The following is a 25,882-nucleotide window of genomic DNA, read 5'->3' as shown; positions in this document are numbered from 1 at the left end:
ATTCAGTAAATTAGTAATGTTCCTTCTATTTTAAACTAAAACAATAAAACGTTGCATGGTTAGAAATGTTGAAATGAACGATGCTGAAGAAATTTCAAACATCTACAATTACTATATCAAAAATACCGTGATTACCTTTGAGGAAACGCCGCTTGCCAAAGAGGATATGGCAGAGCGGATCAAAACCAACAGCGCTCTATACCCTTGGATTGTTTACGAAGAAAATAATGAAATCTTGGGATATGCCTATGCTACGGGTTGGAAATCAAGATCTGCTTATCGATATACTGTTGAAAGTACCGTATATCTTAGGCACGACCAACATGGAAAAGGATTGGGTACCCAACTCTACAAAAGCCTTATAAATCAACTTAAAAAACAGAAATTCCATGCGGTTATTGGTGGTATTGCCCTACCCAATGATTTAAGTATTGCACTTCATGAAAAACTAGGTTTTGAAAAGATTGCCCAATTCAAAGAGGTCGGCTATAAGTTTGAAAAATGGATTGACGTGGGCTATTGGGAACTCATTTTTAAGTAGCAATAGTACAATCTATGACAAACTTATAATAGCACCCTCTAAAAAACTCCCCTTAAAAAATATAAACACCTGAAAATCATTCAATTTCTAGTTTTTATATTGTAATTTTATTACACCTAACACAAAATCAATCACTTAAAATGATTCTTTAACTAAAAGGATAAAAGAATCATTACTTCAAAGAGATTGGCATCCTAACAAAACTACGCGCTTTTAAGTTATAGGCACCTATGTTCTAAAAATATTCAAAACCATCTATTTTGACTATTCATCATTAATCAAAAAAACACACAATTATGAGAACACATGCCTTAATTATCTTAGTATCGATTATCTTATTGGGATGCGAACCAATCGACAATCAACCTGACATGATAGAAATTGAACCCACCTTGATTGCTAAGGACAATCTTTATGGAGCTGGGGCCGAAGGATTAGTAGAACAGAAAATGATTATTACTGAAGAAAGAGCTTGGAAAATTCTATTGGCCCAAATGAATTCAGTAAACAATGTGTCCGATAATTTTTCGGAAACGGATATCGATTTTTCTCAATATCAAGTAATAGCCATATTTAGCGAAGTACTTCCTCATGGAGGCTCTAGTTTGGATTTTAATATGACTGCCAATGTTGAAAATATCATCTTTAGGATTAACACACTAGGTTCCGATGGAATCGCAACCACAGTGATGACGCAACCTTTTCTTATTGTTAAAATTCCAATATCTAATTTGCCTATAGTATTTCAATAACTCCTCCTCATTACCTCTATCATAATTCATTGCGTTGTTTTTCATACTGAAATGCAACGCAATGTTTTGCTCTCACAATTCCATTTAAAACCAAATTATTTAAGGATAGCTACTGTGCGAGCATATCATATATAAAGCGTAATTTTACTTGATTTTTAGCAGATAGTATGTTTCCTGGTTTTGAATATATTGTAGCCTAGTACCCTATATCTCTTAGGCAAGAACAAACGAAGGAGAATTTAGTAGTAAAACCTCAACCATGAACAAAAAACATTACGGAGCAAAACCCACCAACGACCATATCACCCAATATGCCAAGAGCCCCAATTGGAACAATGATAAATTCCAAAATTTGGAAGAAACTATCATGTCCATCAGCATACAAAACCTTCCCAAATTACTGTACAAACAGTTTTTCAAAAAGCAGGATCGTGAACCCAAAACACACCTGCCAATAGAAACCTTCAATAAAGAACAGTTTCTCTCACCTTCCCAAAACACCAAATTTATCTGGTACGGACACTCCGTGATATTACTGCGTATGCAGAACAAAACACTTCTGATCGACCCTATGTTAGGACCAGATGCAGCGCCAATTGCCCCCTTTCCTGTAAAAAGGTTTAGCAAAAACACCTTGGACCTGATTGAAGAATTCCCTGAGATTGACCTTGTGTTGATAACCCACGACCATTACGATCATTTGGACTATAAAAGCATCAAAAAACTGAAGTCAAAGGTGAAACATTTTTATGTAGCCTTGGGGGTTGGGCGTCATTTGGAGAAATGGGGAGTTCCTAATAATCAAATCACCGAATTCGATTGGTGGGAAAAAAGTTCCTTTGAAGGGATCGATATCACCTTTACTCCCACCCGCCACTTTTCAGGTAGAGGACTTACCGACAGGGCAAAATGCCTTTGGGGAGGCTGGGCATTTAAAACGCCTTCCGAAAACATCTGGTTCTCTGGCGATGGGGGCTATGGCAAACATTTTAAAGAAATTGGAGACCGATTGGGCCCCTTCGATTTTGGATTTATGGAATGTGGCCAATACAACCAAAATTGGCATTTGATACACATGTTCCCAAAAGAAAGTGTGCAAGCGGCTCGGGATGCAAAAGTACAATGCATCATGCCTGTGCACTGGGCAGGCTTTTCCTTGGCGCAACACAGTTGGCAAGAACCCATGGAAGCTTTTTTAGATGCTGCACAAGGCAACAAGAGTGCCCATATCCATCCAAAATTGGGTGAATTGGTCGATTATAAAAATCATGAGAATAAAGTTTGGTGGAAAGACTAACAGTTCTTTTCTCGACTCAGTACATGCGCTCATCGGTTACTTGTTCAAATCAAAGACATCTAAACCTTTGCCTTGCCAATCCTACCCCCTTTTATGGATAACCCTCTGTTTAAGAAATTGAGAAACCATCACTTGGTAAAATCAGAGATTCCCTTATTAAAAAACACAATTGCTTAACAATTTGTGATAATTAAAACTTTTCTTACTTTTAACTGACTAGTGAGCATCACATCTAATGGATGATGTATCCAAGAAATTCATTAAACCAACAAAAGTCAGCTTTAAAAATATTTCATTTTGAAAAACCTACTACCTTTTATCGGGTCCTTATTAATTCCTGGATTAGGACAATTGGCATTGAAAAAACACTCCAAAGGAATTCTTATGATTGGACTTTGGTTACTACTACCCACATTAATACTACAAATTGGCTTTTTAAATTGGCTCCCGTGGCAAACCCCTCATTTATTACTGGTAATTTGGGCGACATCAGACCTTTACGACACACTAGAAAAAGCGGAGGGAAAAGCTTCAACGATAAGAAGCTTGGCTTTCAGTGTTATTCTTGTTTTGATAATTTTTCCGGCTCTCTGTGTTCTTTTGGTTGCAGGCCTATTCAAGGGAGGTGATTTTATTGTTCATGAATATTTAAATGAAGATCGAACGAAAACAGAAATGAACGAAATTAAACTACAATTGGAAAAGTATAAAAACTATTATGGATACTATCCTACCGACTATGGTTCATATATTTCGTCAAAACCTATTTGGTCAAGTTGGCTAGCCGATAGTTGGCAAACACCTTATAAATATGAACTGATCGATTCAACATCCTATAAATTAATTTCTGCTGGAAAAGACGAAATATTCAACACCCAAGATGATATCATAAGCGACAATTAAGTTATAATTGCTTATCCATACTTCTACAAGATTGAATAATAGGTCCTTCATAATTCAATAAAAACTATATCAGCCACTCATTAATACCTATACACGAATGAAAAATTTAATATGCTCTTTTATATTATTTGCGGTCTTCATCGAAATAAAAGCTCAAACATATAACGATTCTATTGCCCAATTTCAAGAACATCTCACAGCCGAATATAAAAACCCAGAGAATTCTCCACTTTCAAAGAAAGATTTGAAGAAATTTAAAAAACATGATTTTTTTCCTATTGATGAGAACTTTAAAGTCATGGCACGGTTTATTAAGAAAGAAAATGCGGTTCCCTTCCAAATGAAAACGACAACCGACAGATTACCTACCTACGAAATATATGGGATTGCAATTTTTAAAATTGATAATCAAGAATATACGCTTAATATATACCAAAGCCATAGTCTTCGAGAGCGAGAAGAATACAAAAACCACCTTTTTCTCCCCTTTACCGATGCTACCAACGGAACAGAAACTTACGGAGGAGGAAGATTTATTGATTTGGAAATACCTAGTGGTAATTTTATTATTATAGACTTTAACAAAGCCTATAACCCTTATTGCGCCTATAGCCACAACTATTCTTGCCCTATTCCCCCAAAAGAAAATGATTTACCAATAAAAATTACTGCAGGCATAAGGCTATAGAAATTGCACATTAACAACCGTTATTCCTTAAACCAATCTTTACAACATGCTTTTATTAATATTAATTAGTGCCTTGCCCCCTTTCATACTTCTAGTTGATGGAGTGTATGCAAAGAATACAAAAAAGGAGTTAAACATTTTCTAGGCTTCATTCTTTTGTCACTAGTTACTGTGCTGTGTTTAAAAAGCTTTGGTATGCGATTTGTCTTAGCAGTTCCACTTGCAGTTTTAGCATTTGTCATAGCCATAGCATCTAACCAACATTGAATCTTAACTTATTCCATTCTCTAGTATCCTGATTTATTCTAAAAATACTCATCTTTTCTACTGAAAAAACAACTAACTTTAGATACCCTTCCCTACTACAAACATACCTTCACCCAACTAAAACAATGGCGTCATGAGTAAACTGATTATGTGGAACCTCATCACACTAGACGGCTACTTTGAAGGCAATGAGCCTTGGGATTTATCCTTTCATCATAAGGTCTGGGGAACAGAGCTTGAACAACTAAGCATCGAACAATTGCACTCGGCAGACTATCTCATATTCGGACGTGTGACCTATGAAGGGATGGCTGCCTATTGGACCAACGCCGAAGGAGAAATTGCCGATTTAATGAATCAAATTCCCAAAATTGTGGTTTCTCAAACCTTATCTAACGCCGAATGGAACAATACCACACTCATTAAGGAAAACCCTTCAGAAAAAATCTCCAAATTAAAAGCTCAACAAGGTGGTAACATGTTTGTATTTGGAAGTGCCAACCTCTCCAAAACGTTGATGAACGACCATCTGTTCGACGAATACCGTATTGGGATTGCTCCCGTTATTTTGGGTAGTGGCCGTCCGCTCTTCTATCAAGGTTTAACACCAAAGCACCTGTCATTGGTTTCTATTCAACAATTAGTAAACGGAGGGATTGTTTTAAAATACATCGAACAACCCACCGAGGACATTTAACATAGAAACTCTAAAATATTAGCACAAACTGCAAATAGGGCAATGTAACTCAAGCTCTACAACTATTCACCATAGGCACCTTTGCCCGATCAGGACTTATAGCCACAAACAAGAGCAACTAGGCAGAGAGCAACTGCACTACACATAGTCAGCTTAACCTCAACTCAAAAAAAATATTAGTGGCGTCCACCACCATAAAAGTCAACACCTACATGAGGTGACACATGAGGTCCATTGGGGCCGAAACGCATGTCTACCCCCACATTGGTATGGGCAGAGCCACAGGCGGCTAAAAGAAATAAGAACAAAATAACGACGAGAACGGAAAAGGATTTATGTATTTTCATTTTAAGGAGTTTTAATGTTATTGATTCCAGATTTGAACGGCGAAAGGCGCTCCATTAGGATCTTGAATGATGGCTACAGAACCATTTCTGATATCCTGCTGAGGTTCCAGCATTATTTTGGCTCCCAAAGAAACCGCCTTTGTAGAAACGCTTTCGACATCCACCACTTTAATGTAAGGTAACCAGGCTGATCTCATGTTGGCAACTGGATTTTTCATGACACCGCACAGCTTTTGATCTCCTGATTTCAAGATGAAGTAAGGCACCTTTTCTTCATTGTTTTCAACAGCAGCATAAGGAGCTACGCCCTTATAATAGTCCAGAGAGCCTGTCACATCATTGGTCCACAGCTCGTTCCAAAGCCAGGAATTATTGGCTACTTGAAATTGAGGATCTCCAGTTTCTGAATGGACGTAAGCCACATAGGCCCCCTGCGGATCTTGCACAAGAGCAGATCGGCCTCTACCTTTAAAGTTGGAAGGTTTAAATAAGGTCTTTCCTCCTTTGGCCGTATTGTATTCCACCGCTTTGTCCACATCGGTCACTGAAACGGAACTCAGCCACTCCCCAGAAGGATGCGTTGCTACATTTAACGGAATAATACCGCCAATGGCATGGCCTCCGCTATAGATGACATGATAGGCCATATCATCCGTGCCAAGGGACTTGTAGGTCCATCCAAAAAGGTTAGCATAAAAATCCATAGCCTGTTTCGGATTAGGCGTGATCAAATCATGCCAAACAATCTGACCGTGATTGTATTGGATAGAATCAGAGGTGGACAAAGTAGGGTACTCCGTCTGATCGCATGACAGCGTAAAAAACAAAAACAAGAGCGCAATTAATTTGGGGATTCCATTTTGACTAACTTTCATATTTACAGTATTTTACAGTGAAAATTTATTCATATAAAGATAGGGATTTTCTTAAAATAATTAACCGTGCAAATAATTAAAAGATTTGTAATCCAAACCAAAATGGAAATGCTCTCGATTGTTGCTTACAAAGGTTTTTAAGTACTCATAACTGAAGTGTACATTTCACTTCTTAATTCCCAAGATTCACGAACATTCGTATATTAGCGAATAGAAACCGAAACAGCCATGCCTAACATTCCTAAAAATGAGTATTTCACAAAAGAACAAGAACTCACGGCAAGATTTGCCAAGGCATTGGCACACCCCGTAAGGATTGCCATTTTGGAATTGTTACATTCTCAAGCCTGCTGCTATCACGGAGATATGGCCGAGGAACTTCCTATTGCAAAATCCACCCTGTCACAACATTTAAAGGAACTCAAAGAGGCAGGCCTTATCCAAGGAGACATTACCCCTCCCACTACGAAGTACTGTATTCACAAAGAAAATTTTGCCCTAGCCAAATCCCTTCTTAACAAAGTATTTAACTAAAGTTTTTTTAAAAATATTGTTCGTAACATAACGAACTAAAGAGATATGTTCGTATCTTTACGAATAGAATCATACCTTCAAAAAAATGATACAGATAAAAGTCTTAGGTCCTGGTTGTGCCAAATGCAAAACCACCTACAACAATGTTCTGGAGGCTCTTAAGCAAACCCACAAAGAAGCTCAGGTAGAAAAAGTAGAAGACATCGAAGAAATGTTGAAATACAATATCATGTCCACACCTGCGCTAGTGATTGATGATGAAATAAAAATCAAGGGCAGGGTGCCACTTACCAGTGAAATTATAGAGCTTTTAAAAAGCTAATCCTTTTACTATTGAAGAAAAGAGAACCTTTGGCCTCCGTCTAGATGACGAAGACTCCAAAACATGAATTATGTTCAATTGGATACAACAGTTTGCGGATTGGCTTATTTATAGCGTTTTTGGCTTGGCTCCAGAAACCCATTTGGCAAAAGCGCTCAATTTCTTTGTCTACGACAGCTTAAAAATAGGGTTACTGCTTTTTTTTATGGTGCTCCTAATGGGAATGGTGAATACCTACTTCCCTGTGGAGCGCCTTAAAAATTACCTTTCAACAAAAAAGCTATTTGGCTTGGAATATATCTTAGCCTCTTTTTTTGGAGCCATTACCCCATTTTGCTCCTGCTCCTCTGTACCATTGTTCATAGGGTTTGTACGGGGAGGGATTCCCTTAAGCGTTACTTTGGCCTTTCTCATCACCTCTCCTTTGGTAAATGAAGTAGCCATAGCCATGTTCCTAGGCTTGTTTGGACTAAAAACCACCCTCATTTATGTAATATCAGGAATCTTATTGGGCTCTGTTGGTGGTTGGGTATTAGGGAATTTCCATCTAGAACCCTTGCTCACAGATTGGGTAAAAAAACTTCTAACCCAAAACCAACAACAGTTGCGATTTGAAGAGGAAACTTCAAGTTTTATGCAACGTATGCCTAATATAGCCAAAGATGCCTGGCAAATTGTAAAAAGCGTGACCCCATATGTTCTTTTGGGCCTTGCCATTGGAGCAGCCATGCATGGCTATGTCCCGGAAAACTTTTTTGAACACTATTTGAGCGGTTCACAATGGTGGACAGTACCATTAGCAGTCATACTCGCCGTTCCCATGTATGCCAATGCCGCTGGGATTGTGCCAGTCATCCAAGTATTTGTGGCCAAAGGCATCCCACTTGGCACCGCAATTGCCTTTATGATGGCTACCGTGGGACTCTCCTTCCCCGAGGCTACCCTACTCAAAAAAGTAATGACCACTAAACTCATCGCCATCTATTTTAGTGTGGTAACGCTGTTCATTATTGTATCTGGATTTTTGTTTAATGTCTTGCTTTGAAAGCTCCTTTCTAACTTAAAATTTCACGGTGTTTTCCTACAAAATATACCCCAAAAATCCTATCTTTATCTAAAGTAACCAATCCCCTCATGAGCCGACCAAAAATTAAAATTGAAAAAACAAACATCGATAAATCCATTGAGATGTTGACCTTCTTATTGGTTTTAAGTACGATAATTGCTATTGGGATTAGCTATAGTCAGCTCCCTGATAAACTTCCTATCCACTTTAATTGGCCTTCAAAAGACGAAAATGGATTGGGAATAAAAGATTTACTTTGGATAAATCTAATCATCTGTGGCATCATAGGCGCGGTAATTTACAAGCTCAACCAATATCCTTGGATTTTTAACTATCCCACTGAAATCACCAACGAAAATGCAGAATACAATTACCGTCAGGCAACACAAATGTTTCGTATCTTGAATTTGTTCATTGGACTATTATGCTTTTCCTTAACATTGATGTCGATTCTGGACGGATTTGGGATTGAAAGTGGACTCTATAAATACCTAGAACCTTTATTCCTTATCCTATTTATTGGACTTCTGGCCCTTTACATATTCAAAATATTAAAGAATAAAAAAATGAGGACTCATATCTAAACAACTGACATTCCTATTTCCTATATTATGATAAACCAATTTAATAATCAAACAACCAACCTATTAATGAAATACATCTTAACAACTGTCTGCTTATCATTTGTATTAAGTTGCGCTTCCCACAAAGCAACAAAAGACAATAAATGTCCAAAAATCTACAAAAATGATTTTACAGCTATATTACATGAAAAATATAAAGCGGTTTACAATAACGATACCCTAGCGTTTAATGAAATTAGGTTTGAATGCGTCTATTCAGCACTTTACACCCATAAAGTCATGTACGACAAATACGGTAAGTGGAATAAAGAAATCTTTCCTAGCAACAGTAAACACCCCATCCTAATGTGGGAAAATATAGATCTTTTCTCTAATGGAAAAAAATATACGGTGCTTACTAACGGAGTTGAGGAATGGCAACACATCTACGCTTCAGTGATGATTTTTGATGAGGCCAAAATAGACGTATTGTCAGATGCTTCTCCTGTAAAGGTATCCCTTACAAATTTATTTGCCGATTTAATAAAAAACCATAATACAGAGAAAAATGATTTTTATGAAACCTATTGGAATTTGGTAGACCCAAAACGTTTAGAATACCTAAAGTAATACAAAAATTAAAATTACATGAGTATGTAGCTCTTCATCTAGACTAAGGACCTATAAGAACTCAATGTCAATTATTTATGCCAAAAAGTTTGTAATAATGTAAGTAGCGCTAATATTTATTATCTTGGTAATCCCGTTATCTCCGCCCAAATCACGGGATCCGGAGAAGTGACCAATGTCAACTAAAAGAGTTCAAAACCAACCTAAACAATATAGTCATTTATGAGATACTTGATGCTTTCCATTATAGCAATAACGCTGTCCTGTGGCCAACCCACCCAAAAACCAATTGATGACACCAAACTAACCCAAGAATTGGATAGTTTAATTGAAGTACAGGACTTCTTTAAATTAAAAAAGCATTATCGCTCTCAAAAAAATAATTTGAGCAAAGAAAACAGCCTCTACTATGAGGCTATCATTCTAAATCGGTTTAACGACTTGGAAGCATCCAATTCGAAAATTGCTGAACTGCTCAAGATGGAAACATTACATCTAAATGATACCATGTTCAATACCCTATACAACACCAAACTGTTAAACCACGTCAATCTATACCAATATAAGGAAGCAGCTGAAGCCAGTGAGCACATCTTGAAAAACTATCGTCTTGTCAATGACTCCTCTAAAATTGAAAATTTAGAAAACGAATGGAAGATTTGGACATCTCTATCATCCATACCTCCTCAAGAAATCATCAAAAATGAGGACGCCACAATCCCCATGACCAAAGACAAAGTGGGCCTTTTTAATATCGATGCCTCCATTAACAATAAAACCTACAATTGCATTTTTGATACGGGCGCCAATATTTCGGTAATAAAACGATCCCTTGTAGAAGAACTAGGCCTCACATACATCGAATCCGATTTTTATGTTACCGCTTTCACAGGGGAAAAGGTAGATAGCGATCTGGCTATCGCTAAGGAACTCAGCATAGGAAATCTCACCTTTAAAAATGTGGTGTTTTTGGTTTTGAATGATGAGGACATTTCCTTTCCTCAGATAGAGTATTTTATCAACGGAATTATTGGCTTCCCGGTTATTGAAGCCATGGAGGAAGTACACATTTCCAAAGACAATACCATCTCCACTCCCAAAACACCAATTGACTACAAGCAAAATAACTTTGCTTTGGACGGCCTCACACCTATAATCGCTGTAGAATACCAAAATGACACTTTAAGCTTTGGCTTTGATACGGGCGCCAAAAGCACCTCATTATATGCCCCATTTTTTAGAAAATATAAAAAGGAGATTGAACAGCACTATACCTCCCAAACCTTTACCTCTGGCAGTGCAGGCGGTATTATTGAATTTGAAGGTTATATTATGGATAGCATCCCCTTAACCATTGGTAATTCCAAAACCACTTTAAGCAGCATCCAACTTCATAAAAACGATATAGAAGCAGACGCCGATCATTTCTATGGCAATCTTGGTCAAGACTTTATAAAACAATTTGATGAAATGATCATAAGTTTTAAATACAGCTCGGTTATTTTTAAATGAAAGAAACCAAATAAATCTCAGTTATTATAGAAGGAATTTTCTTAAATTTATTCTAACCTTTTTATTAAAGGTATTTGCCAGTAATCCTTAACCAACCCACACATGAAACCTGAGTTTTACGAACAACAAAAATTCACCCAATGGTGGCTTTGGCTTATTTTAATTCCCATTGGCATCATGCCACTTGTGGGCATTTACAAACAGTTCATTCTGAAAGAACCTTTTGGGGACAAACCCATATCAGACCTCGGACTTATGGGCTTCGCTTGTTTCATCTTTGCTTTGGTTGCACTTTTTTTTGTAATGAAATTGACTACCAGGATCAACAAAAGCGGCATTGAAATGAGTTTCTTTCCCTTTGTAAAAAAGACCACCAAATGGAGCGACATCAAAACGGCCCAAGTAATCAATTACGGGTTTGTTGGAGGTTGGGGCATCCGTCTTTGGACCAAATATGGCACCGTCTACAATATGAAAGGCAACAAAGGCTTGGCTATTGAGCTTTTAAATGGTAAAAAATTCTTGATAGGCACACAAAAGGAAGCGGAATTAACAAGTATTCTTAAAAAATTGGGGGTTTGATAACAGTCTATCGTCTTTTCTGAATCACCAATAACCTTTATCCTAACTAAAAGTCATGACCGCTGTAATGGATATTAAAAACATTGTGTTTAGCCCTATGTTGTCTATAAATTAGCTTGATTATGAATAAAATTATTTTAAGAACATTAGTTTTTGCTGTTTTGATTTTTGGATGCAATGCTGATAAAGCGAAGACTATCATAGGAATAAAACAAGTTAACTGCGAGAGTCCAACTGATGCCATAGTAAAATTCAAAGAACTAAAAGAAAATGATGTTTCATTAGCTATATTAAACTATGCAAAAAGTGAAAATATTGAATTTAGCAATTTAGAGGAAAAAGAAATTTCTGACTGGATCAATAACACTGTATTCAGTGACCAAAGAGGTTATTCAGGAATTAAAGAATGGAATATTAATGATGATGATATTTGCTTTGTACAAAATGTAAAAATTAAATCTGCATCAGACTCCACTCAAGTTTCTGAAGTTGACATCAAAATATGCAATTCGATTTTAACCAAAGATGTTTCTTCTGGAAACTACTGGGAATTTGATTTTGAAAATTTTGCAATTCACCTAACTTATTGTTTCGATGCAATAGAGTTTATTAAACCAGTGGGCTACTATGAAATTTTAGATAAAAATGGACAAATGGAACGTTCGTTAAAGACAAATCTAAGAAAGCATAATTGTATAGTTCATATCAACTTGACATTTATAGACAAAAAAAGCAATACAGAATTTCATAAGCAAATCTTATCTGATAATGGACTTTTATATACCGATTTTAGAAACTGGAAAAACTCTAGACAACACCGATTATAATCCATTGCTATAGTACTACCCTTTCCTAAATACAACATCTTTAACAAGTTACAACTCCTCTTAAAAACACAAAAACTCATGAATACAATCAACCAACTATGTATACTGTTGGCTTTTGCTACACTTCAAATGTATGGTCAAGCCAATAGACCTCAAGAGCCAAAAGAACCTTTTGACTATAATTCAGAAAATATTGTTTTTGAAAATGCAATAGATAGTATTTCTCTTGCGGGAACATTAACCTATCCAAAAACAGGCTCCAATTTTCCAGCCGTCATTCTTATTAGTGGCAGTGGACCACAGGACAGAAATTCAGAACTGTTAAACCACAAACCATTTTTAGTGATTGCGGATTACTTGACCAAAAACGGAATTGCTGTTTTTAGAATTGATGACAGGGGCACTGGCCAATCAGGAGGCATATATAATGAAACCACATTAAATGGATTTGTTAATGACACCAAAAGTGCCTTTGATTTTTTAAAAACCCGTAAGGACATCAATATTTCCAATATTGGTTTAATTGGACATAGTTTGGGTGGTGTTATTGCTCCAATTGTAGCCAGTGAAAATCTAGATATTTCTTTTATTATCCTTCTCGCAGGTTCAGGTATTAGGGGTGATCAACTAATGCTTTTGCAAAAAGAGCTATTAGAACGAAAAATGGGTGTTCCAGAAATTGGTATTACCCAAGGACAAAGCAATATGAAAGGTGCATATGACATCATTTTACAATCAGACAACAACAAGCAACAACTGCAAATAGATCTAAAAGATTATTTTACCCAAGTGTTTGGAGCCATGTTGCCTGAAAGCCAAATACAGGCCATATCACAACAATTATCTATCCCGTGGTTTTCTGATTTCATTAAATTTGATCCTCAAACATCATTGAGTAATACCAAATGTCCGGTGCTTGCTCTTAACGGTACTAACGACTTACAAGTTCCACCAAAAGAAAATCTTGAAAACATAGAAAGAATTTTGAAAGAAAACGGGAATGAGAATGTCGAAACAATGGAATTTGAGAATCTAAATCATTTGTTTCAAGAAAGTACAACTGGCTTGCCCAATGAATATGCTACCATCGAACAGACTTTTTCGCCCAAAGTTCTGGAGAAAATAGTTGAATGGATCAAAAAACAGCCTGAATGAAAAACGGAATGGTACAATAGGTATAATCCGTTTCCACCTCCAACATAACCCTAAAAACCTTATCTTTATTCAGATACAATGACATAAATCAATTCTAACAAATCCAAAATCCACCAATGGTAAGTTTGTTCATAATAGGGTACTTATTAATCACGCTTGGAATTGGATTTTGGGCTTCCCGAAAAATAAAAACTTCTGGAGATTTTGCCCTTGCAGGGAAAAGTTTATCCACCTCGCTTGTTGGCGTCACCTTATTTGCTACATGGTTTGGGAGTAGTCAAATTATGGGAAATCCAGGATATTTCATTGTAGATGGCTTTTCTTCATACATCACGCTAACCTTATCTGGTGGGATTTGTTTGTTTATTGTTGGACAATTCTACGCTCGAAAACTGTACCGAATGAATATTGTTACCATAAATGATTTCTTCGGAAGAAGGTATAACAAAAATCTTGAAGCCGCCTCTTCCCTTTTAATGGTATTCTCCTACCCTCACTGGATCGCGGCACAATTTGTTGCCTTGGCCTATTTGTTCAATGCGATAATGGATATTCCCTTTAATTATGGAATTTTGATAGGCGCTTCAATAGTTGTGTTTTACACATACATAGGAGGCATGTGGGCTGTAGCCTATACAGACATGGTCCAAAGTATCATGATTCTTTTAGGCCTATTTATACTGCTATTTGAAATATTACACAACACAGGAGGTATTACACCAATTTTCGAAAACCAGCCAAGCGATTTCTTTAAATTAACTCCGAAAGGAGGCCTAGATGCATGGTCTGAATATATTGCACTTCTGTTGGCATTTATTGCCGGAGCCATTCCTGTTCAAGAAATCTATCAACGCGTGTTTTCTGCTAAAAATGAAAATGCCGCACGTAAGGGACTCTTCTTGGGTGCCGTACTAATGGTGGTCATTCCCAGCATTCCACTGATCATTGGTTTAGGAGGTGTTTACTTATATCCCGAATTAATGAACAATGGCAATAGCCAAGACATCATCCCTTCCTTGGTAAAAATAATGACAAGTGTTCCTGTACAGGTTCTCTTTTATGGAGCTATGATATCGGCCATTTTAAGTACTTCAAGTGGGGCAATGTTAGCACCGGCAACAGTGATAGGAGAAAACTTGATCAAACCTTACGTAAAAAAGCTTTCAGACAAACAGTTACTGCTATACACTAGGCTCAGCGTTGTTTTAGTGGCAGTCATATCTTGCTATTTTGCGTTTGATGACTCCGATATTGTTGGTCTCGTTGCAGCTTCTCTAAGTCTTATTTTGGTCTGTTTGTTTGCGCCTTTTACGTTTGGACTATTTTGGAAGAAAGCCTCTGTTTCAGGAGCCTGGGCTGCCATAATCATTGGAGGTCTTACATGGTTCTTCTGTTTTATGTATGAAACCAGAATAGACGCTACCATCTACGGAACGGCCATAAGTTGTGTAAGCATGGTAATGGGTAGTTTGCTTTTCCCAGATAAAATTAAGCACAGCGCCATTCAAACTACAATTCTAAGGGACAAATAAATACAAAGCATCTTCATTTCAATTAGTTATATTTATATCACTATTGTGGCGCATATGAAAAAAACGATAATTTTTAATTCAGTAGATGGACAAGATTTGAATGGAAAATGGATACTAAAAGAAATTGATTCAGGAAATGACAGAAAGGGGTATCCTGGATTTCAGTTATTAGAAATTAACGATTCAATTGCGAAATTTTACACGGATTTCTCTCTCGTAAAAAAAGCCTCCAACCTTAAAGTCTTAGAAAATAAAATTTTGACCTCTGAAAACGAAAAATTTGCCAATTATAAAGTTGTTAATGATAATCACTTAAAATTGTTTATCGATGGAAAATCAAATGGAAAAGACACTGTTTTTGAATGCGACTTTTACAGACTCGAACCAACAATCACAACGCTTAAAAAAGAAAATATTGAAAAAATGACATTCGTTCTGACTGAAAATGGACGAGAAACGGAAATTATATTTAACAAGGAACTTTGGGATAAGGAAAGACTCGAAATGTCTAAAAGAAAAGAAGGTGAGAAAAAAATGATTGAACAAATTGATGCAACCTTTTTTGTTACAATATATTTTGATGGAAAAAGAAATGGTTCTATTCCAATTAAAGAAGTTACGTCGGAATTTTTAAAACTTTGTTTAATTCCAACTGGACCAATGGAAATGATAGCACACCGAAAAGAATAAAATACGTACCGCAACGCCATGTATACTTCATTGCTTCCGATTTTGCTTCGCCAGTTCCCACTTTGTGCTCGTGACCTCACGGAAAATCCTCGCAATTTTGCTAACTTAGTTTCTTAACCCGAAAATCCTAGCGGATTTTCACGCAACTAAACTATACACAAACTGAAGAAATTGTATCAGCCTATCACCAAAAACAGCTTTTCGCCACAACCATGCTAGACCTTTACGGATATCTTAAGACCGCTACCAATTACAAAAAGCTTCAAATCCATGATTTGCTTTTTATTGAATACAAATGTTTGGTAAATGAAGTAAAAGCTGGCATTTGGTCCCAATCCAACTACTTTGTGTTTGTAACCTCCGGCAAAAAAATGTGGCGGAGCATCTATGAGGATTATGTGGTGGAGGCCGGAGATTCCCTATTTGTAAAAAAAGGCGCCAACTTGGTGCACCAATATTTTGATGAAGACTATTGTGCCTTGATGGTATTCATCCCAGATGAATTTATTAAGAAGTTCATTCAACGGTTTGCTGCAATTGTTGCAAAAAGTAATTCAAGTGAAGATACTCATACAGATGCCGTAATCAGGGTCCAGCTAGATGCGTATTTGGAAGGCTATATTAATTCCCTAGCTGCTTTTTTGGGCTCCCCCTCCTATCCCGACAAAAACCTTCTGCAGCTTAAATTTGAAGAATTGTTGCTCAATATCTTTACCAATCCCATTCACCAAACATTGGCCGAATACCTCCTATCCATCACTAAGGAACAAAGCGCCCAATTGCAACAGGTTATGGAGGAAAACTTTGCCTATTGTTTAAATCTGCAGCAGTATGCCAGTTTGTGCCATATGAGCCTGAGCTCGTTCAAAAGAAACTTTCAGGGCATCTACAAAACCTCACCGGGAAAATGGCTTTCCAACAAGCGCCTCGACCTTGCCGCCCACCTCCTAACCACCACCGATAAAGCCGTAAATATCGTTGGATTTGAATGCGGATTCGAAGAACCTTCCAGTTTTATCAGAGCTTTTAAACAACGATTTTCGGTAACACCTTTACAATACAGAGAGGCTCCAATTCAGCAATAACCTACATTCCCAACCACCAAAAAGCCCATTTTACCCTTTTGAACCGAATTGTCAATTTTATGAACTTTTGCGCCTATCTCTAAGGGGCCTTCCATCTATACTTTTGTATTGTAATCATTTATTAATCAATAAAAAATCAAAGTATGGAAACTCTAGCAAAAACAGTAAACGGATTTAATCAGGAAGATATCGCAGCGGTAGTAACAGCGCTTCAAACCACCCCTGAAATTGGAAATTTTCAACTTCGTGCCACCAACGAATGGATAGACGGGGGACATAACAGAAGTTACATTCAGGGTTTTTACGGGGCCTGTCAGGAAGACACCAGTAGAACAGAACCTTTCATTTATGACAATGACGAACCACCTGTATTACTCGGAAAAAACAAAGGCGCCAATCCGGGAGAAGTATTGCTTCACGGATTATTGGGATGTATGACCACCGCTATGGTATTATTGGCCGCTGCAAGAGGTATTGAAATTGAAAGCGTATCCTCTAAAATTGAAGGTGACATAGACATTAAAGGATTCCTGGGCTTAAATACCTCAGGGCCAAAAGGATTCAAGCAAATAAGGGTAATCTTTGATATCAAAGGTTCAGACGAGGCTCAAAAACAGGAATTGATAACCTTAGCAAAGCAGTCACCAATTTTCAATTCACTTGTCAACCCCACGGATGTTCAAGTAGGATTGCAAAATTGATCTTACCCAAAAAGAGGTCTTTGGTATTTCTTCCAAAGACCTCTTTTTAAATTTTTGCCCGTTTTATTTCCTAAATTAGAACCAAAACAATGGACCTTATAGAATCAAAAAACTAAAACCATGACAAACTACATAGATGCCTTCGTCTTTCCAATTCCTCAAGTTCATTTGGAGGAATATAAAAAGGTCGCGGAAAAAGTAGCTGACATTTGGAAAGAATACGGGGCTATTGCCTACTTCGAATTTATTGGTGACGAGTTACATTTAGAAGGAACCAAATCCTTTATTGAAACCCTAAATGCGAAAGAAGACGAGGAAGTTATCTTTGGATGGACGGTATTCCCTTCAAAAGAAATACGTGATTTGGCCAACCAAAAAGTGCCAACCGACCCAAGAATAAAAGAATTGGTAGACCCCTTGACTAATCCTGAAAAATTGATTTTTGATGCCAGCAGAATGGTCTATGGTGGATTTAAACCTTTTGTGGAATCAAAATAGTTCCGTTTAAAATATAAGAAACAATAGATACGCTTTAATAATTAAAAATGCTGCTATGTATCATAACATTCTTTTTTCAAGCTCTTCCCCCTCTTCCAAGTAAAAGCAAACTCGCACCAGAAAAATCACTAGCAAATACTAAAGATGGTTGCATTTACCTATCTTTAATACAACCAACACTTCAACATCAATCCAGCCTTCAAGCTCATACCAATAAAAAAATGAACCGTTTGCAACCAATCACGAACCCATGATAAAATTCTTTAGGAAAACACGCTACAATCTAATGCAGCAAAACAACACCGCTAAATACCTGAAATACGCCATAGGAGAAATCATTCTTGTGGTCATTGGAATTTTAATTGCCCTAAGTATCAACAACTGGAACCAAAACAGGATTGAAAGCAAAAAGGAAAAACAGATTATCAAAGAACTCATTGTAGACCTAGAGGATCAATCAAAAGTACTGGCTACCTATATAGAAGTAGAATCGAGCTTTTATCAAAATGGCAGGGATCTTTTAAAGTACTTTTCGGCAAATCAAACATTTTATGGTGCCGACAGTATTTATGGAAAACTGAATTCTTTGGTGTCAAGGCAAACCTTTAACCCTATAAATACCACATTTCAGGAACTCATCGCAACTGGAACCATTGGAATCTTAAAAGATGAGACCACCAAAAGAAAAATCATACAATATTACAACGAGCTGAAAAGAATCTCCCTGGTAATTGGCAATAACAACATCCATATTGTAGATGCCCTTTACCAACACGAACTATTGAAACAAACGGCATTTATCCTCGATGAAGATGATAGCGACCTAAAAACAATAAATGATGCTATTTTCAATGAGCAATCACTAGGCCCCATTCGGCAAATATCAAAGATTGAACTGTCTAAAGACGGTAATATGCTACACCTCTTCAATTTGCTGGAACAACGAACCATTGTTGCCATGTCGCATCTGGACCTGTACAAAACAGTACAATCCAATACAGAGCAATTGCTTTCAGACATAAAAACACAAATGGACTAACCAACTCTTGCTTCCCATACTACAAACCTCTAGACAACTCCTCTAAAAAAACTTCAAAAGTAAACCAGACATACTCCTAGAAACCACCAGCCAAACTCACCAAAAACCTGAAAGTTGAATTTCTTTAACTATCTTTAATCTTAACAAACCATTGTATCTCTCCGATATAAAACGCAATGTTTAGAACCATCGTTTCAATAATATGTCTGTTAAGTAGTTTTGTCTTGGAAAGCCAAGTAAACCTCGATTCACTATACACCATTTGGAAGGACCACACCCTTCAGGATTCCATTAGGACCAAAGCTTATTCAGATTATATCTGGGATGGCTATCTCTATTCCCAACCCGATTCGGCATTTATTCTTGCGGAAAAATTGGTGGCCTTTGGACAAACCTCCAAGTATCCAAGAGCAGAATTTGCTGGCTATACCATTCAAGGAGTGTCATGGGTAAACAGAAGTGAGTATCAAAAAACGCTTCAATATTACCTCAAAGCTTTAGAAATAGCGAAACAAATGGGGCATCCGGCAGCCCTATCCATTGCCTATAATAATGTTGGAAGTGTGTATCACGATAAGGGCGATTATACCAAAGCTCTGGACCATTATATCAAAAGTCTGGAGTACAGGAAACCCAAACAGATGGGCACTACCCTTAATAATATTGGAAGCATCTACTTCAATCAAGGTAATTATGAAAAGGCCTTGGAATATCATATCCGAAGCTTGGAAATTAACAAGGAAAAGGGAGACCAAGGGGCGGTGGCCCTTGACCTTTCAAAGATTGGAGCCATCTACAGGGAACAGGGAGACTTTACCAAGGCCTTTGACTATTACTCCCAAAGCCTATCTCTCTTTGAACAAATAGATCATCAAAAAGGAATTGCTGAAACCTATAGCAATCTAGCACAGCTGCACTACAAGCAAGCCGAGTATCCACAAGCCTTGGACTACCACAAAAAAAGCCTGACCTATTACGAACAACTTGGGGATAAAAATGGCATTGCGGTTTCTGTAAATAATATTGGGAATATTTACCTGAGGCAAAAAAACTATAAAAAAGCACTGGAATACTGCCAAAGAGGCTATGACATTGCTATAGACATTAATTCTTTATTAAGAAAAAGAGCCAGTTGTTATTGTTTATATGATACCCACAAAGCCATGGGTAATGACGACCAAGCTCTCCATTTCCTCGAACTGCTGAAAACTGTTGAAGACAGTTTGGACTCCAAGGAACCAGGACAAAAGTTGCAGCAAATGGAGTTTCAAGCCGAAGCACGTTCATTACAACAAGCCCATGATGAAGATATTCGCCACGAAGAAAACACAAGAAACATCAGCTTAATAATCGGAGCCTTTTTCTTGTTGCTTGCGGGAAGTTTTTATATGAGGTGGCGTTACGTTAGAAAATCCAAAGCATCATTACAAATTGAAATGGAACGGTCAGACAACCTACTCCTGAACATCCTCCCCAAAGAGGTGGCCCAAGAACTCAAGGAATTGGGAAAATCTGAACCTAGAAAGTTTGAAAGTGTCACGATACTATTCTCCGATTTCCAAGACTTCACAAAACTCACTGCCTCCATTCCTGCCACAAAACTCGTGGTTGAGCTACACGACATCTTTGGGGCATTTGATGATATCATGGATGAATTTGGCATTGAAAAAATAGAAACCATAGGCGATGCCTATTTGGCCGCAAGTGGTTTACCTCAAGGAAATCCCGATCATGCTATAAATTGTGTGAGAGCGGCATTCCGCATGGTAGAGTTTCTTGAACAACGTAATAAAAATAGTGATATTCAATGGAACATGCGCATAGGGATCCATTCAGGACCTGTCATTGCAGGCGTTGTTGGAAAAAAGAAATTTGCCTACGACCTCTTCGGCGATTCGGTAAATACGGCCAGCCGAATTGAAACCAATGGGCAGGTTGGCAAAGTAAATATTAGTCAGGCAACCTACGATTTATTGAAAAACGAACAAGACCTTGTCTTTGAACCAAGAGGTAAGATTGAAGCCAAAGGTAAAGGGGAAATCGAGATGTATTTTGTCTCAAAAAATAAATGATTTTGAAATATCACCTGAAAACAACGTCCTCTTTTCACTTTCCAAACATTTAGATTATGCAATTCAAAATCATTGGCTTTACTTTGAAAAAACTTTTACTTCTAATATTTTTAGCATTTTGTTCTTTAAAAAATCACTCTTATTCGCAGACAACAAATTGCTTTAGTGAAGAACAGATTAAAATAATCAAAACCGGAATTGATCATTTTGAATCTAAACTTCAGGACAGATATCCCGATATGAACATTGAAATGGCATACTTCAAGTATGTAGATGATTTAAGTCACAAAAAAATTACCTCTAATTTCTTCCTTGATAGTATTTCTAGCACAATTAACGATCAAATTAGAAAATTAAAAGTCTGGAACACAAGTATTCGTTCAGATGAAAATATGAAAAGAGAAGCCAAACTCTTCAATGTTGAGGAAATGAATGAATACAATGTTAAATTAGATAAAAACATTTCTGATTGCTTAACCAAGCAAACTGATTGTGAGGGAATAAAAAATCTTCTTCTTGCAAATTCTTCATTAAGATTGAGTCCAAATACAATAAGAGACTTTATTTACGCAGGAACAAGTGAATCTGATTTTAAAGAAGAAATAAACAAAATGGCACTTGTCCTCTGTGTTTATTACCAAATAGCGTTTAACATTCAAAAATAATACTGCCCATTCAATATTGATAACTTCTCATTTATACTTAGAAAATCAATCACTGCCACAAGAAACGTCTTCTTTCTCTATTTAAAAAAACACCTGCTAAAAAGCCTTTCCACATAGAACACAAGAAACTAATATAGATGGAGCACCCTATCAACACCTCCATCAACCATCATGACTACTCTGGGAATTTTACCTTAAATTTGAGGGAAGCCAGAAATAACAACAGAAATGGAACTAAGCGAAATAGAAAAAGTTGAACTTTTATACCTTCAATTGGAGGATTACTTGGAGATTAAGGATGTTATGCAATCTGCATATACCTCCATGCCCGATGTGTATTGGAAAGAAAACCACATCCAAGCCTTACTTAAAAAGTTCCCGGAAGGCCAGGTTGTAATAAAGGTAAACGGGCAGATTGCTGGGTGCGCATTATCCATTATCGTGGATTATAACAGTCATGACCATAACCATTCCTATAAAGAAATTACAGCTAATTACACCTTCGATTCACATACCTACGATGGTGATCTGTTATACGGCATAGACGTATTCATAAAACCAGAATATAGAGGACTGAGACTAGGAAGAAGGCTTTACGATTATAGGAAAGAGCTATGTGAAAAATTAAACCTAAAAGGCATTGCCTTTGGAGGAAGAATTCCAAACTATCACAAGTATTCTAAGGAACTCACCCCAAAAGAATACATTGAAAAAGTAAGAAGAAAAGAAATCCACGACCCTGTCCTAAACTTTCAAATTTCTAACGATTTTCACCCTGCAAGAATTCTAAAAGGATACCTTGAGGGAGACCAGGCATCCATGGAGTTTGCCGTGCTTCTTGAATGGGACAACATTTATTATGAAAAGCCTACCAAAAAGGCGGAAGTCAAAAAAACTGTGGTCCGATTGGGATTAATCCAATGGCAAATGAGGCCTTACAAGGATATTGATTCGTTGCTTCAACAGGTCGAATATTTTGTGGATGCTGTCTCTGGATACAGATCGGATTTTGCCTTGTTTCCAGAATTTTTCAATGCGCCTTTAATGGCGCAATACAACCACTTAACGGAGCCTGAGGCCATTCGGGAATTGGCGAAATACACAGATGACATTGTTCAGAAATTCTCAAATCTATCCATAACATACAACATCAATATCATTGCGGGAAGTATGCCCGAAATGAGAGATGGCACGCTCTACAATGTAGGCTATCTCTGTAAAAGAGACGGTACTATAGAGCCCTACGAAAAAATCCACGTCACCCCAGACGAGGCAAAAGTATGGGGAATGCAAGGAGGAAATGAAGTTAAGGTATTTGATACCGATTGTGGTAAAATTGGAATTTTGATATGCTATGATTCTGAGTTCCCCGAACTAAGCAGACTTCTTGCCGATGATGGTATGGACATATTGTTTGTGCCATTTTTAACCGATACCCAAAATGGATATTCTAGGGTAAGACATTGTGCACAAGCAAGGGCAATTGAAAATGAATGTTATGTAGCCATCGCGGGAAGTGTCGGGAATTTGCCAAATGTGCACAATATGGATATTCAGTTTGCCCAGTCCATGGTGTTTACGCCCTGTGATTTTTCATTTCCAACCAATGGCATAAAAGCCGAGGCAACCCCAAACACCGAAATGATTTTGATTGCCGATGTTGATATTGATTTGCTTAGAGAATTAAATGAATTTGGTAGCGTAAGAAACCTTAAAGACAGAAGAAAGGACGTGTTTGAATTAAAGAGAAAAAAGTAACCTAGAACTTTATAATACATCATTGTTGACTTATGGAATGAGACAATAGTGTTAACCAGCTGTAATGGACAGCCGCATTTAATCCCACCTCAACATATGAAGGCAGTTGGGAAAACGGATCAAAAATCTACTTTATAGGAACCGATGCCAATGGTAAAAGAGGTGGAATGGTATCCGAAATTGCCGATAATATTCCATTCCAGTTGGTGTCCATTCGCCATTACGGAATGTTGGATGGAGATAAAGAAATTACCGAAGGTCCAGAGGTTGAAAAATGGGCTGGCAGTCTTGAAAATTATGCCCTCCAAGAACATAATGGTGTAACAACCGTAACCGTAGAATGCGATATGGCGGAGGACTACCTTGATTACTTTAACACCACTTGACCCAAGGCTTTGGATAAGCTCAAGGAGCTTTCAGAGAAATAGCAGATTTAAGTGCCCACAATAATTTTAAGCATCGAAACATAGGAAAGCTACTTATTAAAAAATAGCCTTCCTGTGTCATGAGTATCGTATTTTGTATTAATTACAATTGCCATCCATATCGCAGGCGTTATCACTAGCCACCATCTGAATGCTGTGTTGATGCTTCTCCCAACTTTCTTGAAGAACCCGACTAAAGACCTCCACCGGCTGAGCCCCCGAAACACCATATTTGCCATCTAAAACAAAAAACGGCACAGATGTAATCCCAAGGTTTCTGGCCTCCATTTCATCTTGTCTCACATCATATGCAAAATCATCCGATTCTAGTATGTCATTTACCTTATGAGTATCGAGACCTAAAGATTTTGCTATATCACTAAGTACATTGGTATCGTCTATATTTTTACCATCACAAAGATGCGCTTTAAGCAAAGCTTCTTTGGTTTCGTTGGCAAGCCCTTCTTGTTTTGCAAAATGCAATAATCTGTGGGCATTTAAGGAATTCGCAGGAATAGATTGTTCCAAATTAAAATCCAGATCAGTAGCTGCGGCCATTGCCGAAACCTGATCAAACATTTGTTGGGCACGCGCCCTGTCTATGCCTTTGCTTTCAACAAAATGGCTCAGCGCATCAGAATCTGTTACAGTTTGCAAATTAGGATCTAACTCAAAACTTTTCCATTCAATGGAGATACTATCTTTATGGGGGAAACTGTGTAAAGCAGTTTCAAAGTGTCTTTTTCCAATATAACAAAAAGGACAACGTATATCGGACCAAATTTTTATGTGCATATTTTTTGTTTCAGACCTTGGACGCAAGTTCCTTTTAAAACTTTCAACAGAAACTAGTATTTTCTACCTATATATTCTGGAATAAAAAATTTGGTTAACCATATACCTCTCATCATCCAAACACAAACCTCTGTATATTATTATTTTAAAAATTACCATTGTTAAAAATCCTATCTTTAGAGAGAAACCGTCACATGATGATAAAATTCTTTAGCAAAATAAGACACCAACTACTTTCTGAAAACAAGTTCAGCAGGTATCTTGTATATGCCATTGGAGAAATTATTCTGGTGGTAATAGGTATTTTGATTGCGTTACAACTTAATAATGCAAAAGAAAATTGGCAGAGGGAAAAATTAAGGCAGGAACTGTTCATAGAACTGAGGTCAAGTATGATGGAGGACACCCTTGCCCTGAATAGAGAAAAAAACAAATTAAAATCGGCTTATATAAATGCCATGTTGTTAAAACGGGTTATAAAAGAAGATTTGCCTTATACAGAAGCATTAGATTCCTCTTTGGCTTTAATTAGGCGAGTGTCAATTGTGCCGGCCGACTATAAAATTTATGACAGACTCTTAGCCATTGGTATGGATGTTCTAGGCGACAAGGACCTGAGCAATGAAATTGTTCATTATTATGATGACTCCAGAAATTTGGAAAACAGAGGAGAAGATGCCATAAAATTGTTAAAAGAGCACATCTATCCCAATTATTTTATTAGCTATAGAGGATCTAAAGCGGTACCGGAAGATTTTGAAAAGCTCAAAAAATCCAATGAATTTAAAATAGCACTTGACTATTCCTCGCGGAGCTCATATGGTTTAATAGGACGATCTGTTCACAGAAAAAATCTAGCCACAGCAATTCTTAAAATATTAGACAGAAAAATTACTGACAAGCATTTACTAAATAAAGAACCTTATTTAAGAAACGCTAAAAAGGACTCCATTGACATTTCAAGAGAGTATGATATATTAAAAGCGATAATTGATGAGTAACGAAAGTACAAAATGGCTATAAGAATTGAAGAGTTGTATTGAAAAACCTGCTACCATCAACGT

29 protein-coding genes are annotated in these 25,882 nt (G+C 37.2%); 26 read left to right on the top strand and 3 right to left on the bottom strand.

The window, feature by feature from the left end; genetic code table 11:
- Positions 1-55: 55 nt before the first annotated feature.
- From AC6I5C_RS10595 to AC6I5C_RS10570, 6 genes are all read left to right on the top strand, one after another.
- Positions 56-541, top strand: a complete 486-nt coding sequence (locus AC6I5C_RS10595) for an arsinothricin resistance N-acetyltransferase ArsN1 family B (RefSeq protein ID WP_497905136.1) — start codon at positions 56-58, stop codon at positions 539-541.
- Positions 542-837: 296 nt separating this feature from the next.
- Positions 838-1,293 carry a protease complex subunit PrcB family protein gene (locus AC6I5C_RS10590; RefSeq protein ID WP_497905135.1) on the top strand — a complete coding sequence of 152 codons (456 nt, stop codon included), beginning with the start codon at positions 838-840 and terminating at the stop codon, positions 1,291-1,293.
- A 259-nt stretch (positions 1,294-1,552) separates the two neighbouring features.
- A complete protein-coding gene (locus AC6I5C_RS10585) occupies positions 1,553-2,590 on the top strand; it encodes an MBL fold metallo-hydrolase (protein WP_497905134.1) in 1,038 nt (345 codons plus the stop codon).
- Positions 2,591-2,887: 297 nt separating this feature from the next.
- Positions 2,888-3,493, top strand: a complete 606-nt coding sequence (locus AC6I5C_RS10580; protein ID WP_497905133.1) for a hypothetical protein — start codon at positions 2,888-2,890, stop codon at positions 3,491-3,493.
- Between the two features lie 97 nt (positions 3,494-3,590).
- Entirely contained in the window at positions 3,591-4,181 is a 591-nt protein-coding gene (locus AC6I5C_RS10575; RefSeq protein WP_497905132.1) for a DUF1684 domain-containing protein, read from the top strand.
- Positions 4,182-4,581: 400 nt separating this feature from the next.
- The gene (locus AC6I5C_RS10570; RefSeq protein WP_497905131.1) at positions 4,582-5,145 is read left to right on the top strand and encodes a dihydrofolate reductase family protein; all 564 of its coding nucleotides are present in this window, start codon (positions 4,582-4,584) and stop codon (positions 5,143-5,145) included.
- Between the two features lie 176 nt (positions 5,146-5,321).
- Here the strand turns inward: AC6I5C_RS10570 and AC6I5C_RS10565 are convergent, their stop codons facing one another.
- Both AC6I5C_RS10565 and AC6I5C_RS10560 read right to left on the bottom strand, forming a co-directional pair.
- A complete protein-coding gene (locus AC6I5C_RS10565) occupies positions 5,322-5,492 on the bottom strand; it encodes a hypothetical protein (protein WP_171971839.1) in 171 nt (56 codons plus the stop codon).
- Between the two features lie 17 nt (positions 5,493-5,509).
- Positions 5,510-6,367, bottom strand: coding sequence for a VOC family protein (locus AC6I5C_RS10560; RefSeq protein WP_053975471.1), 858 nt, complete (start codon positions 6,365-6,367; stop codon positions 5,510-5,512).
- Between the two features lie 228 nt (positions 6,368-6,595).
- On the opposite strand from AC6I5C_RS10560, the gene AC6I5C_RS10555 reads away from it, so the two are divergent.
- The 19 genes from AC6I5C_RS10555 (at position 6,596) to AC6I5C_RS10465 (ending at position 23,984) form a co-directional block, all read left to right on the top strand.
- Positions 6,596-6,901, top strand: a complete 306-nt coding sequence (locus AC6I5C_RS10555) for an ArsR/SmtB family transcription factor (RefSeq protein ID WP_497905130.1) — start codon at positions 6,596-6,598, stop codon at positions 6,899-6,901.
- Between the two features lie 85 nt (positions 6,902-6,986).
- On the top strand, positions 6,987-7,223 hold the full coding sequence (locus AC6I5C_RS10550) for a thioredoxin family protein (RefSeq protein ID WP_497905129.1): 237 nt from the start codon (positions 6,987-6,989) through the stop codon (positions 7,221-7,223).
- A 70-nt stretch (positions 7,224-7,293) separates the two neighbouring features.
- Positions 7,294-8,268 (top strand): permease, encoded by a 975-nt coding sequence (locus AC6I5C_RS10545; RefSeq protein WP_497905128.1) that lies wholly within the window; start codon positions 7,294-7,296, stop codon positions 8,266-8,268.
- Positions 8,269-8,357: 89 nt separating this feature from the next.
- Complete coding sequence (locus AC6I5C_RS10540) at positions 8,358-8,873, top strand: hypothetical protein (RefSeq protein WP_497905127.1); 516 nt, start codon at positions 8,358-8,360, stop codon at positions 8,871-8,873.
- A 66-nt stretch (positions 8,874-8,939) separates the two neighbouring features.
- A complete protein-coding gene (locus AC6I5C_RS10535) occupies positions 8,940-9,482 on the top strand; it encodes a hypothetical protein (RefSeq protein WP_497905126.1) in 543 nt (180 codons plus the stop codon).
- A 222-nt stretch (positions 9,483-9,704) separates the two neighbouring features.
- Positions 9,705-10,994, top strand: a complete 1,290-nt coding sequence (locus tag AC6I5C_RS10530) for a retropepsin-like aspartic protease (RefSeq protein ID WP_497905125.1) — start codon at positions 9,705-9,707, stop codon at positions 10,992-10,994.
- A 102-nt stretch (positions 10,995-11,096) separates the two neighbouring features.
- Positions 11,097-11,576, top strand: coding sequence for a hypothetical protein (locus AC6I5C_RS10525; RefSeq protein WP_497905124.1), 480 nt, complete (start codon positions 11,097-11,099; stop codon positions 11,574-11,576).
- Positions 11,577-11,698: 122 nt separating this feature from the next.
- Positions 11,699-12,403, top strand: a complete 705-nt coding sequence (locus AC6I5C_RS10520; protein WP_497905123.1) for a hypothetical protein — start codon at positions 11,699-11,701, stop codon at positions 12,401-12,403.
- Between the two features lie 78 nt (positions 12,404-12,481).
- On the top strand, positions 12,482-13,558 hold the full coding sequence (locus tag AC6I5C_RS10515; RefSeq protein ID WP_497905122.1) for an alpha/beta hydrolase family protein: 1,077 nt from the start codon (positions 12,482-12,484) through the stop codon (positions 13,556-13,558).
- A gap of 116 nt (positions 13,559-13,674) precedes the next feature.
- Positions 13,675-15,090, top strand: a complete 1,416-nt coding sequence (locus AC6I5C_RS10510; protein WP_497905121.1) for a high affinity choline transporter 1 — start codon at positions 13,675-13,677, stop codon at positions 15,088-15,090.
- A 54-nt stretch (positions 15,091-15,144) separates the two neighbouring features.
- The gene (locus AC6I5C_RS10505) at positions 15,145-15,780 is read left to right on the top strand and encodes a hypothetical protein (RefSeq protein ID WP_497905120.1); all 636 of its coding nucleotides are present in this window, start codon (positions 15,145-15,147) and stop codon (positions 15,778-15,780) included.
- 212 nt (positions 15,781-15,992) lie between these two features.
- Positions 15,993-16,865 carry a helix-turn-helix domain-containing protein gene (locus AC6I5C_RS10500; RefSeq protein ID WP_497905119.1) on the top strand — a complete coding sequence of 291 codons (873 nt, stop codon included), beginning with the start codon at positions 15,993-15,995 and terminating at the stop codon, positions 16,863-16,865.
- A 143-nt stretch (positions 16,866-17,008) separates the two neighbouring features.
- Positions 17,009-17,566 (top strand): OsmC family protein, encoded by a 558-nt coding sequence (locus AC6I5C_RS10495; protein ID WP_497905118.1) that lies wholly within the window; start codon positions 17,009-17,011, stop codon positions 17,564-17,566.
- A 120-nt stretch (positions 17,567-17,686) separates the two neighbouring features.
- Positions 17,687-18,064 (top strand): DUF1428 domain-containing protein, encoded by a 378-nt coding sequence (locus AC6I5C_RS10490; RefSeq protein WP_497905117.1) that lies wholly within the window; start codon positions 17,687-17,689, stop codon positions 18,062-18,064.
- Between the two features lie 250 nt (positions 18,065-18,314).
- The gene (locus AC6I5C_RS10485; protein WP_497905116.1) at positions 18,315-19,103 is read left to right on the top strand and encodes a DUF6090 family protein; all 789 of its coding nucleotides are present in this window, start codon (positions 18,315-18,317) and stop codon (positions 19,101-19,103) included.
- Between the two features lie 224 nt (positions 19,104-19,327).
- Complete coding sequence (locus tag AC6I5C_RS10480; RefSeq protein ID WP_497905115.1) at positions 19,328-21,175, top strand: adenylate/guanylate cyclase domain-containing protein; 1,848 nt, start codon at positions 19,328-19,330, stop codon at positions 21,173-21,175.
- Positions 21,176-21,231: 56 nt separating this feature from the next.
- Positions 21,232-21,840 (top strand): hypothetical protein, encoded by a 609-nt coding sequence (locus AC6I5C_RS10475; RefSeq protein ID WP_497905114.1) that lies wholly within the window; start codon positions 21,232-21,234, stop codon positions 21,838-21,840.
- Between the two features lie 228 nt (positions 21,841-22,068).
- Positions 22,069-23,598: a carbon-nitrogen hydrolase family protein gene (locus AC6I5C_RS10470; RefSeq protein ID WP_497905113.1), complete on the top strand. Its 1,530-nt coding sequence runs from the start codon at positions 22,069-22,071 to the stop codon at positions 23,596-23,598.
- A 167-nt stretch (positions 23,599-23,765) separates the two neighbouring features.
- The gene (locus AC6I5C_RS10465) at positions 23,766-23,984 is read left to right on the top strand and encodes a hypothetical protein (RefSeq protein ID WP_497905112.1); all 219 of its coding nucleotides are present in this window, start codon (positions 23,766-23,768) and stop codon (positions 23,982-23,984) included.
- A gap of 138 nt (positions 23,985-24,122) precedes the next feature.
- Here AC6I5C_RS10465 and AC6I5C_RS10460 read toward each other — a convergent pair whose 3' ends face one another.
- Positions 24,123-24,818 (bottom strand): DsbA family oxidoreductase, encoded by a 696-nt coding sequence (locus AC6I5C_RS10460; protein WP_497905111.1) that lies wholly within the window; start codon positions 24,816-24,818, stop codon positions 24,123-24,125.
- Between the two features lie 194 nt (positions 24,819-25,012).
- Between AC6I5C_RS10460 and AC6I5C_RS10455 the strand changes: the two genes are divergently transcribed.
- Complete coding sequence (locus AC6I5C_RS10455; RefSeq protein WP_497905110.1) at positions 25,013-25,819, top strand: hypothetical protein; 807 nt, start codon at positions 25,013-25,015, stop codon at positions 25,817-25,819.
- Positions 25,820-25,882 lie beyond the last annotated feature (63 nt).

It is taken from the genome of Mangrovimonas sp. sgz306409 (genome assembly GCF_059735265.1).
Note: the sequence above shows the minus strand (reverse complement) of the source record. Positions and strands in the feature narration are given on the sequence as shown.

What these genes read in the sequence shown, in the direction of transcription:
- AC6I5C_RS10595 (WP_497905136.1), top strand. Translation starts at nt 56, where the DNA reads ATGGTTAGAAATGTTGAAATGAACGATGCTGAAGAAATTTCAAACATC.
- AC6I5C_RS10590 (WP_497905135.1), top strand. Translation starts at nt 838, where the DNA reads ATGAGAACACATGCCTTAATTATCTTAGTATCGATTATCTTATTGGGA.
- AC6I5C_RS10585 (WP_497905134.1), top strand. Translation starts at nt 1,553, where the DNA reads ATGAACAAAAAACATTACGGAGCAAAACCCACCAACGACCATATCACC.
- AC6I5C_RS10575 (WP_497905132.1), top strand. Translation starts at nt 3,591, where the DNA reads ATGAAAAATTTAATATGCTCTTTTATATTATTTGCGGTCTTCATCGAA.
- AC6I5C_RS10570 (WP_497905131.1), top strand. Translation starts at nt 4,582, where the DNA reads ATGAGTAAACTGATTATGTGGAACCTCATCACACTAGACGGCTACTTT.
- AC6I5C_RS10565 (WP_171971839.1), bottom strand. Translation starts at nt 5,492, where the DNA reads ATGAAAATACATAAATCCTTTTCCGTTCTCGTCGTTATTTTGTTCTTA.
- AC6I5C_RS10560 (WP_053975471.1), bottom strand. Translation starts at nt 6,367, where the DNA reads ATGAAAGTTAGTCAAAATGGAATCCCCAAATTAATTGCGCTCTTGTTT.
- AC6I5C_RS10555 (WP_497905130.1), top strand. Translation starts at nt 6,596, where the DNA reads ATGCCTAACATTCCTAAAAATGAGTATTTCACAAAAGAACAAGAACTC.
- AC6I5C_RS10550 (WP_497905129.1), top strand. Translation starts at nt 6,987, where the DNA reads ATGATACAGATAAAAGTCTTAGGTCCTGGTTGTGCCAAATGCAAAACC.
- AC6I5C_RS10545 (WP_497905128.1), top strand. Translation starts at nt 7,294, where the DNA reads ATGTTCAATTGGATACAACAGTTTGCGGATTGGCTTATTTATAGCGTT.
- AC6I5C_RS10540 (WP_497905127.1), top strand. Translation starts at nt 8,358, where the DNA reads ATGAGCCGACCAAAAATTAAAATTGAAAAAACAAACATCGATAAATCC.
- AC6I5C_RS10535 (WP_497905126.1), top strand. Translation starts at nt 8,940, where the DNA reads ATGAAATACATCTTAACAACTGTCTGCTTATCATTTGTATTAAGTTGC.
- AC6I5C_RS10530 (WP_497905125.1), top strand. Translation starts at nt 9,705, where the DNA reads ATGAGATACTTGATGCTTTCCATTATAGCAATAACGCTGTCCTGTGGC.
- AC6I5C_RS10525 (WP_497905124.1), top strand. Translation starts at nt 11,097, where the DNA reads ATGAAACCTGAGTTTTACGAACAACAAAAATTCACCCAATGGTGGCTT.
- AC6I5C_RS10520 (WP_497905123.1), top strand. Translation starts at nt 11,699, where the DNA reads ATGAATAAAATTATTTTAAGAACATTAGTTTTTGCTGTTTTGATTTTT.
- AC6I5C_RS10515 (WP_497905122.1), top strand. Translation starts at nt 12,482, where the DNA reads ATGAATACAATCAACCAACTATGTATACTGTTGGCTTTTGCTACACTT.
- AC6I5C_RS10510 (WP_497905121.1), top strand. Translation starts at nt 13,675, where the DNA reads ATGGTAAGTTTGTTCATAATAGGGTACTTATTAATCACGCTTGGAATT.
- AC6I5C_RS10505 (WP_497905120.1), top strand. Translation starts at nt 15,145, where the DNA reads ATGAAAAAAACGATAATTTTTAATTCAGTAGATGGACAAGATTTGAAT.
- AC6I5C_RS10500 (WP_497905119.1), top strand. Translation starts at nt 15,993, where the DNA reads ATGCTAGACCTTTACGGATATCTTAAGACCGCTACCAATTACAAAAAG.
- AC6I5C_RS10495 (WP_497905118.1), top strand. Translation starts at nt 17,009, where the DNA reads ATGGAAACTCTAGCAAAAACAGTAAACGGATTTAATCAGGAAGATATC.
- AC6I5C_RS10490 (WP_497905117.1), top strand. Translation starts at nt 17,687, where the DNA reads ATGACAAACTACATAGATGCCTTCGTCTTTCCAATTCCTCAAGTTCAT.
- AC6I5C_RS10485 (WP_497905116.1), top strand. Translation starts at nt 18,315, where the DNA reads ATGATAAAATTCTTTAGGAAAACACGCTACAATCTAATGCAGCAAAAC.
- AC6I5C_RS10475 (WP_497905114.1), top strand. Translation starts at nt 21,232, where the DNA reads ATGCAATTCAAAATCATTGGCTTTACTTTGAAAAAACTTTTACTTCTA.
- AC6I5C_RS10470 (WP_497905113.1), top strand. Translation starts at nt 22,069, where the DNA reads ATGGAACTAAGCGAAATAGAAAAAGTTGAACTTTTATACCTTCAATTG.
- AC6I5C_RS10465 (WP_497905112.1), top strand. Translation starts at nt 23,766, where the DNA reads ATGGTATCCGAAATTGCCGATAATATTCCATTCCAGTTGGTGTCCATT.
- AC6I5C_RS10460 (WP_497905111.1), bottom strand. Translation starts at nt 24,818, where the DNA reads ATGCACATAAAAATTTGGTCCGATATACGTTGTCCTTTTTGTTATATT.
- AC6I5C_RS10455 (WP_497905110.1), top strand. Translation starts at nt 25,013, where the DNA reads ATGATGATAAAATTCTTTAGCAAAATAAGACACCAACTACTTTCTGAA.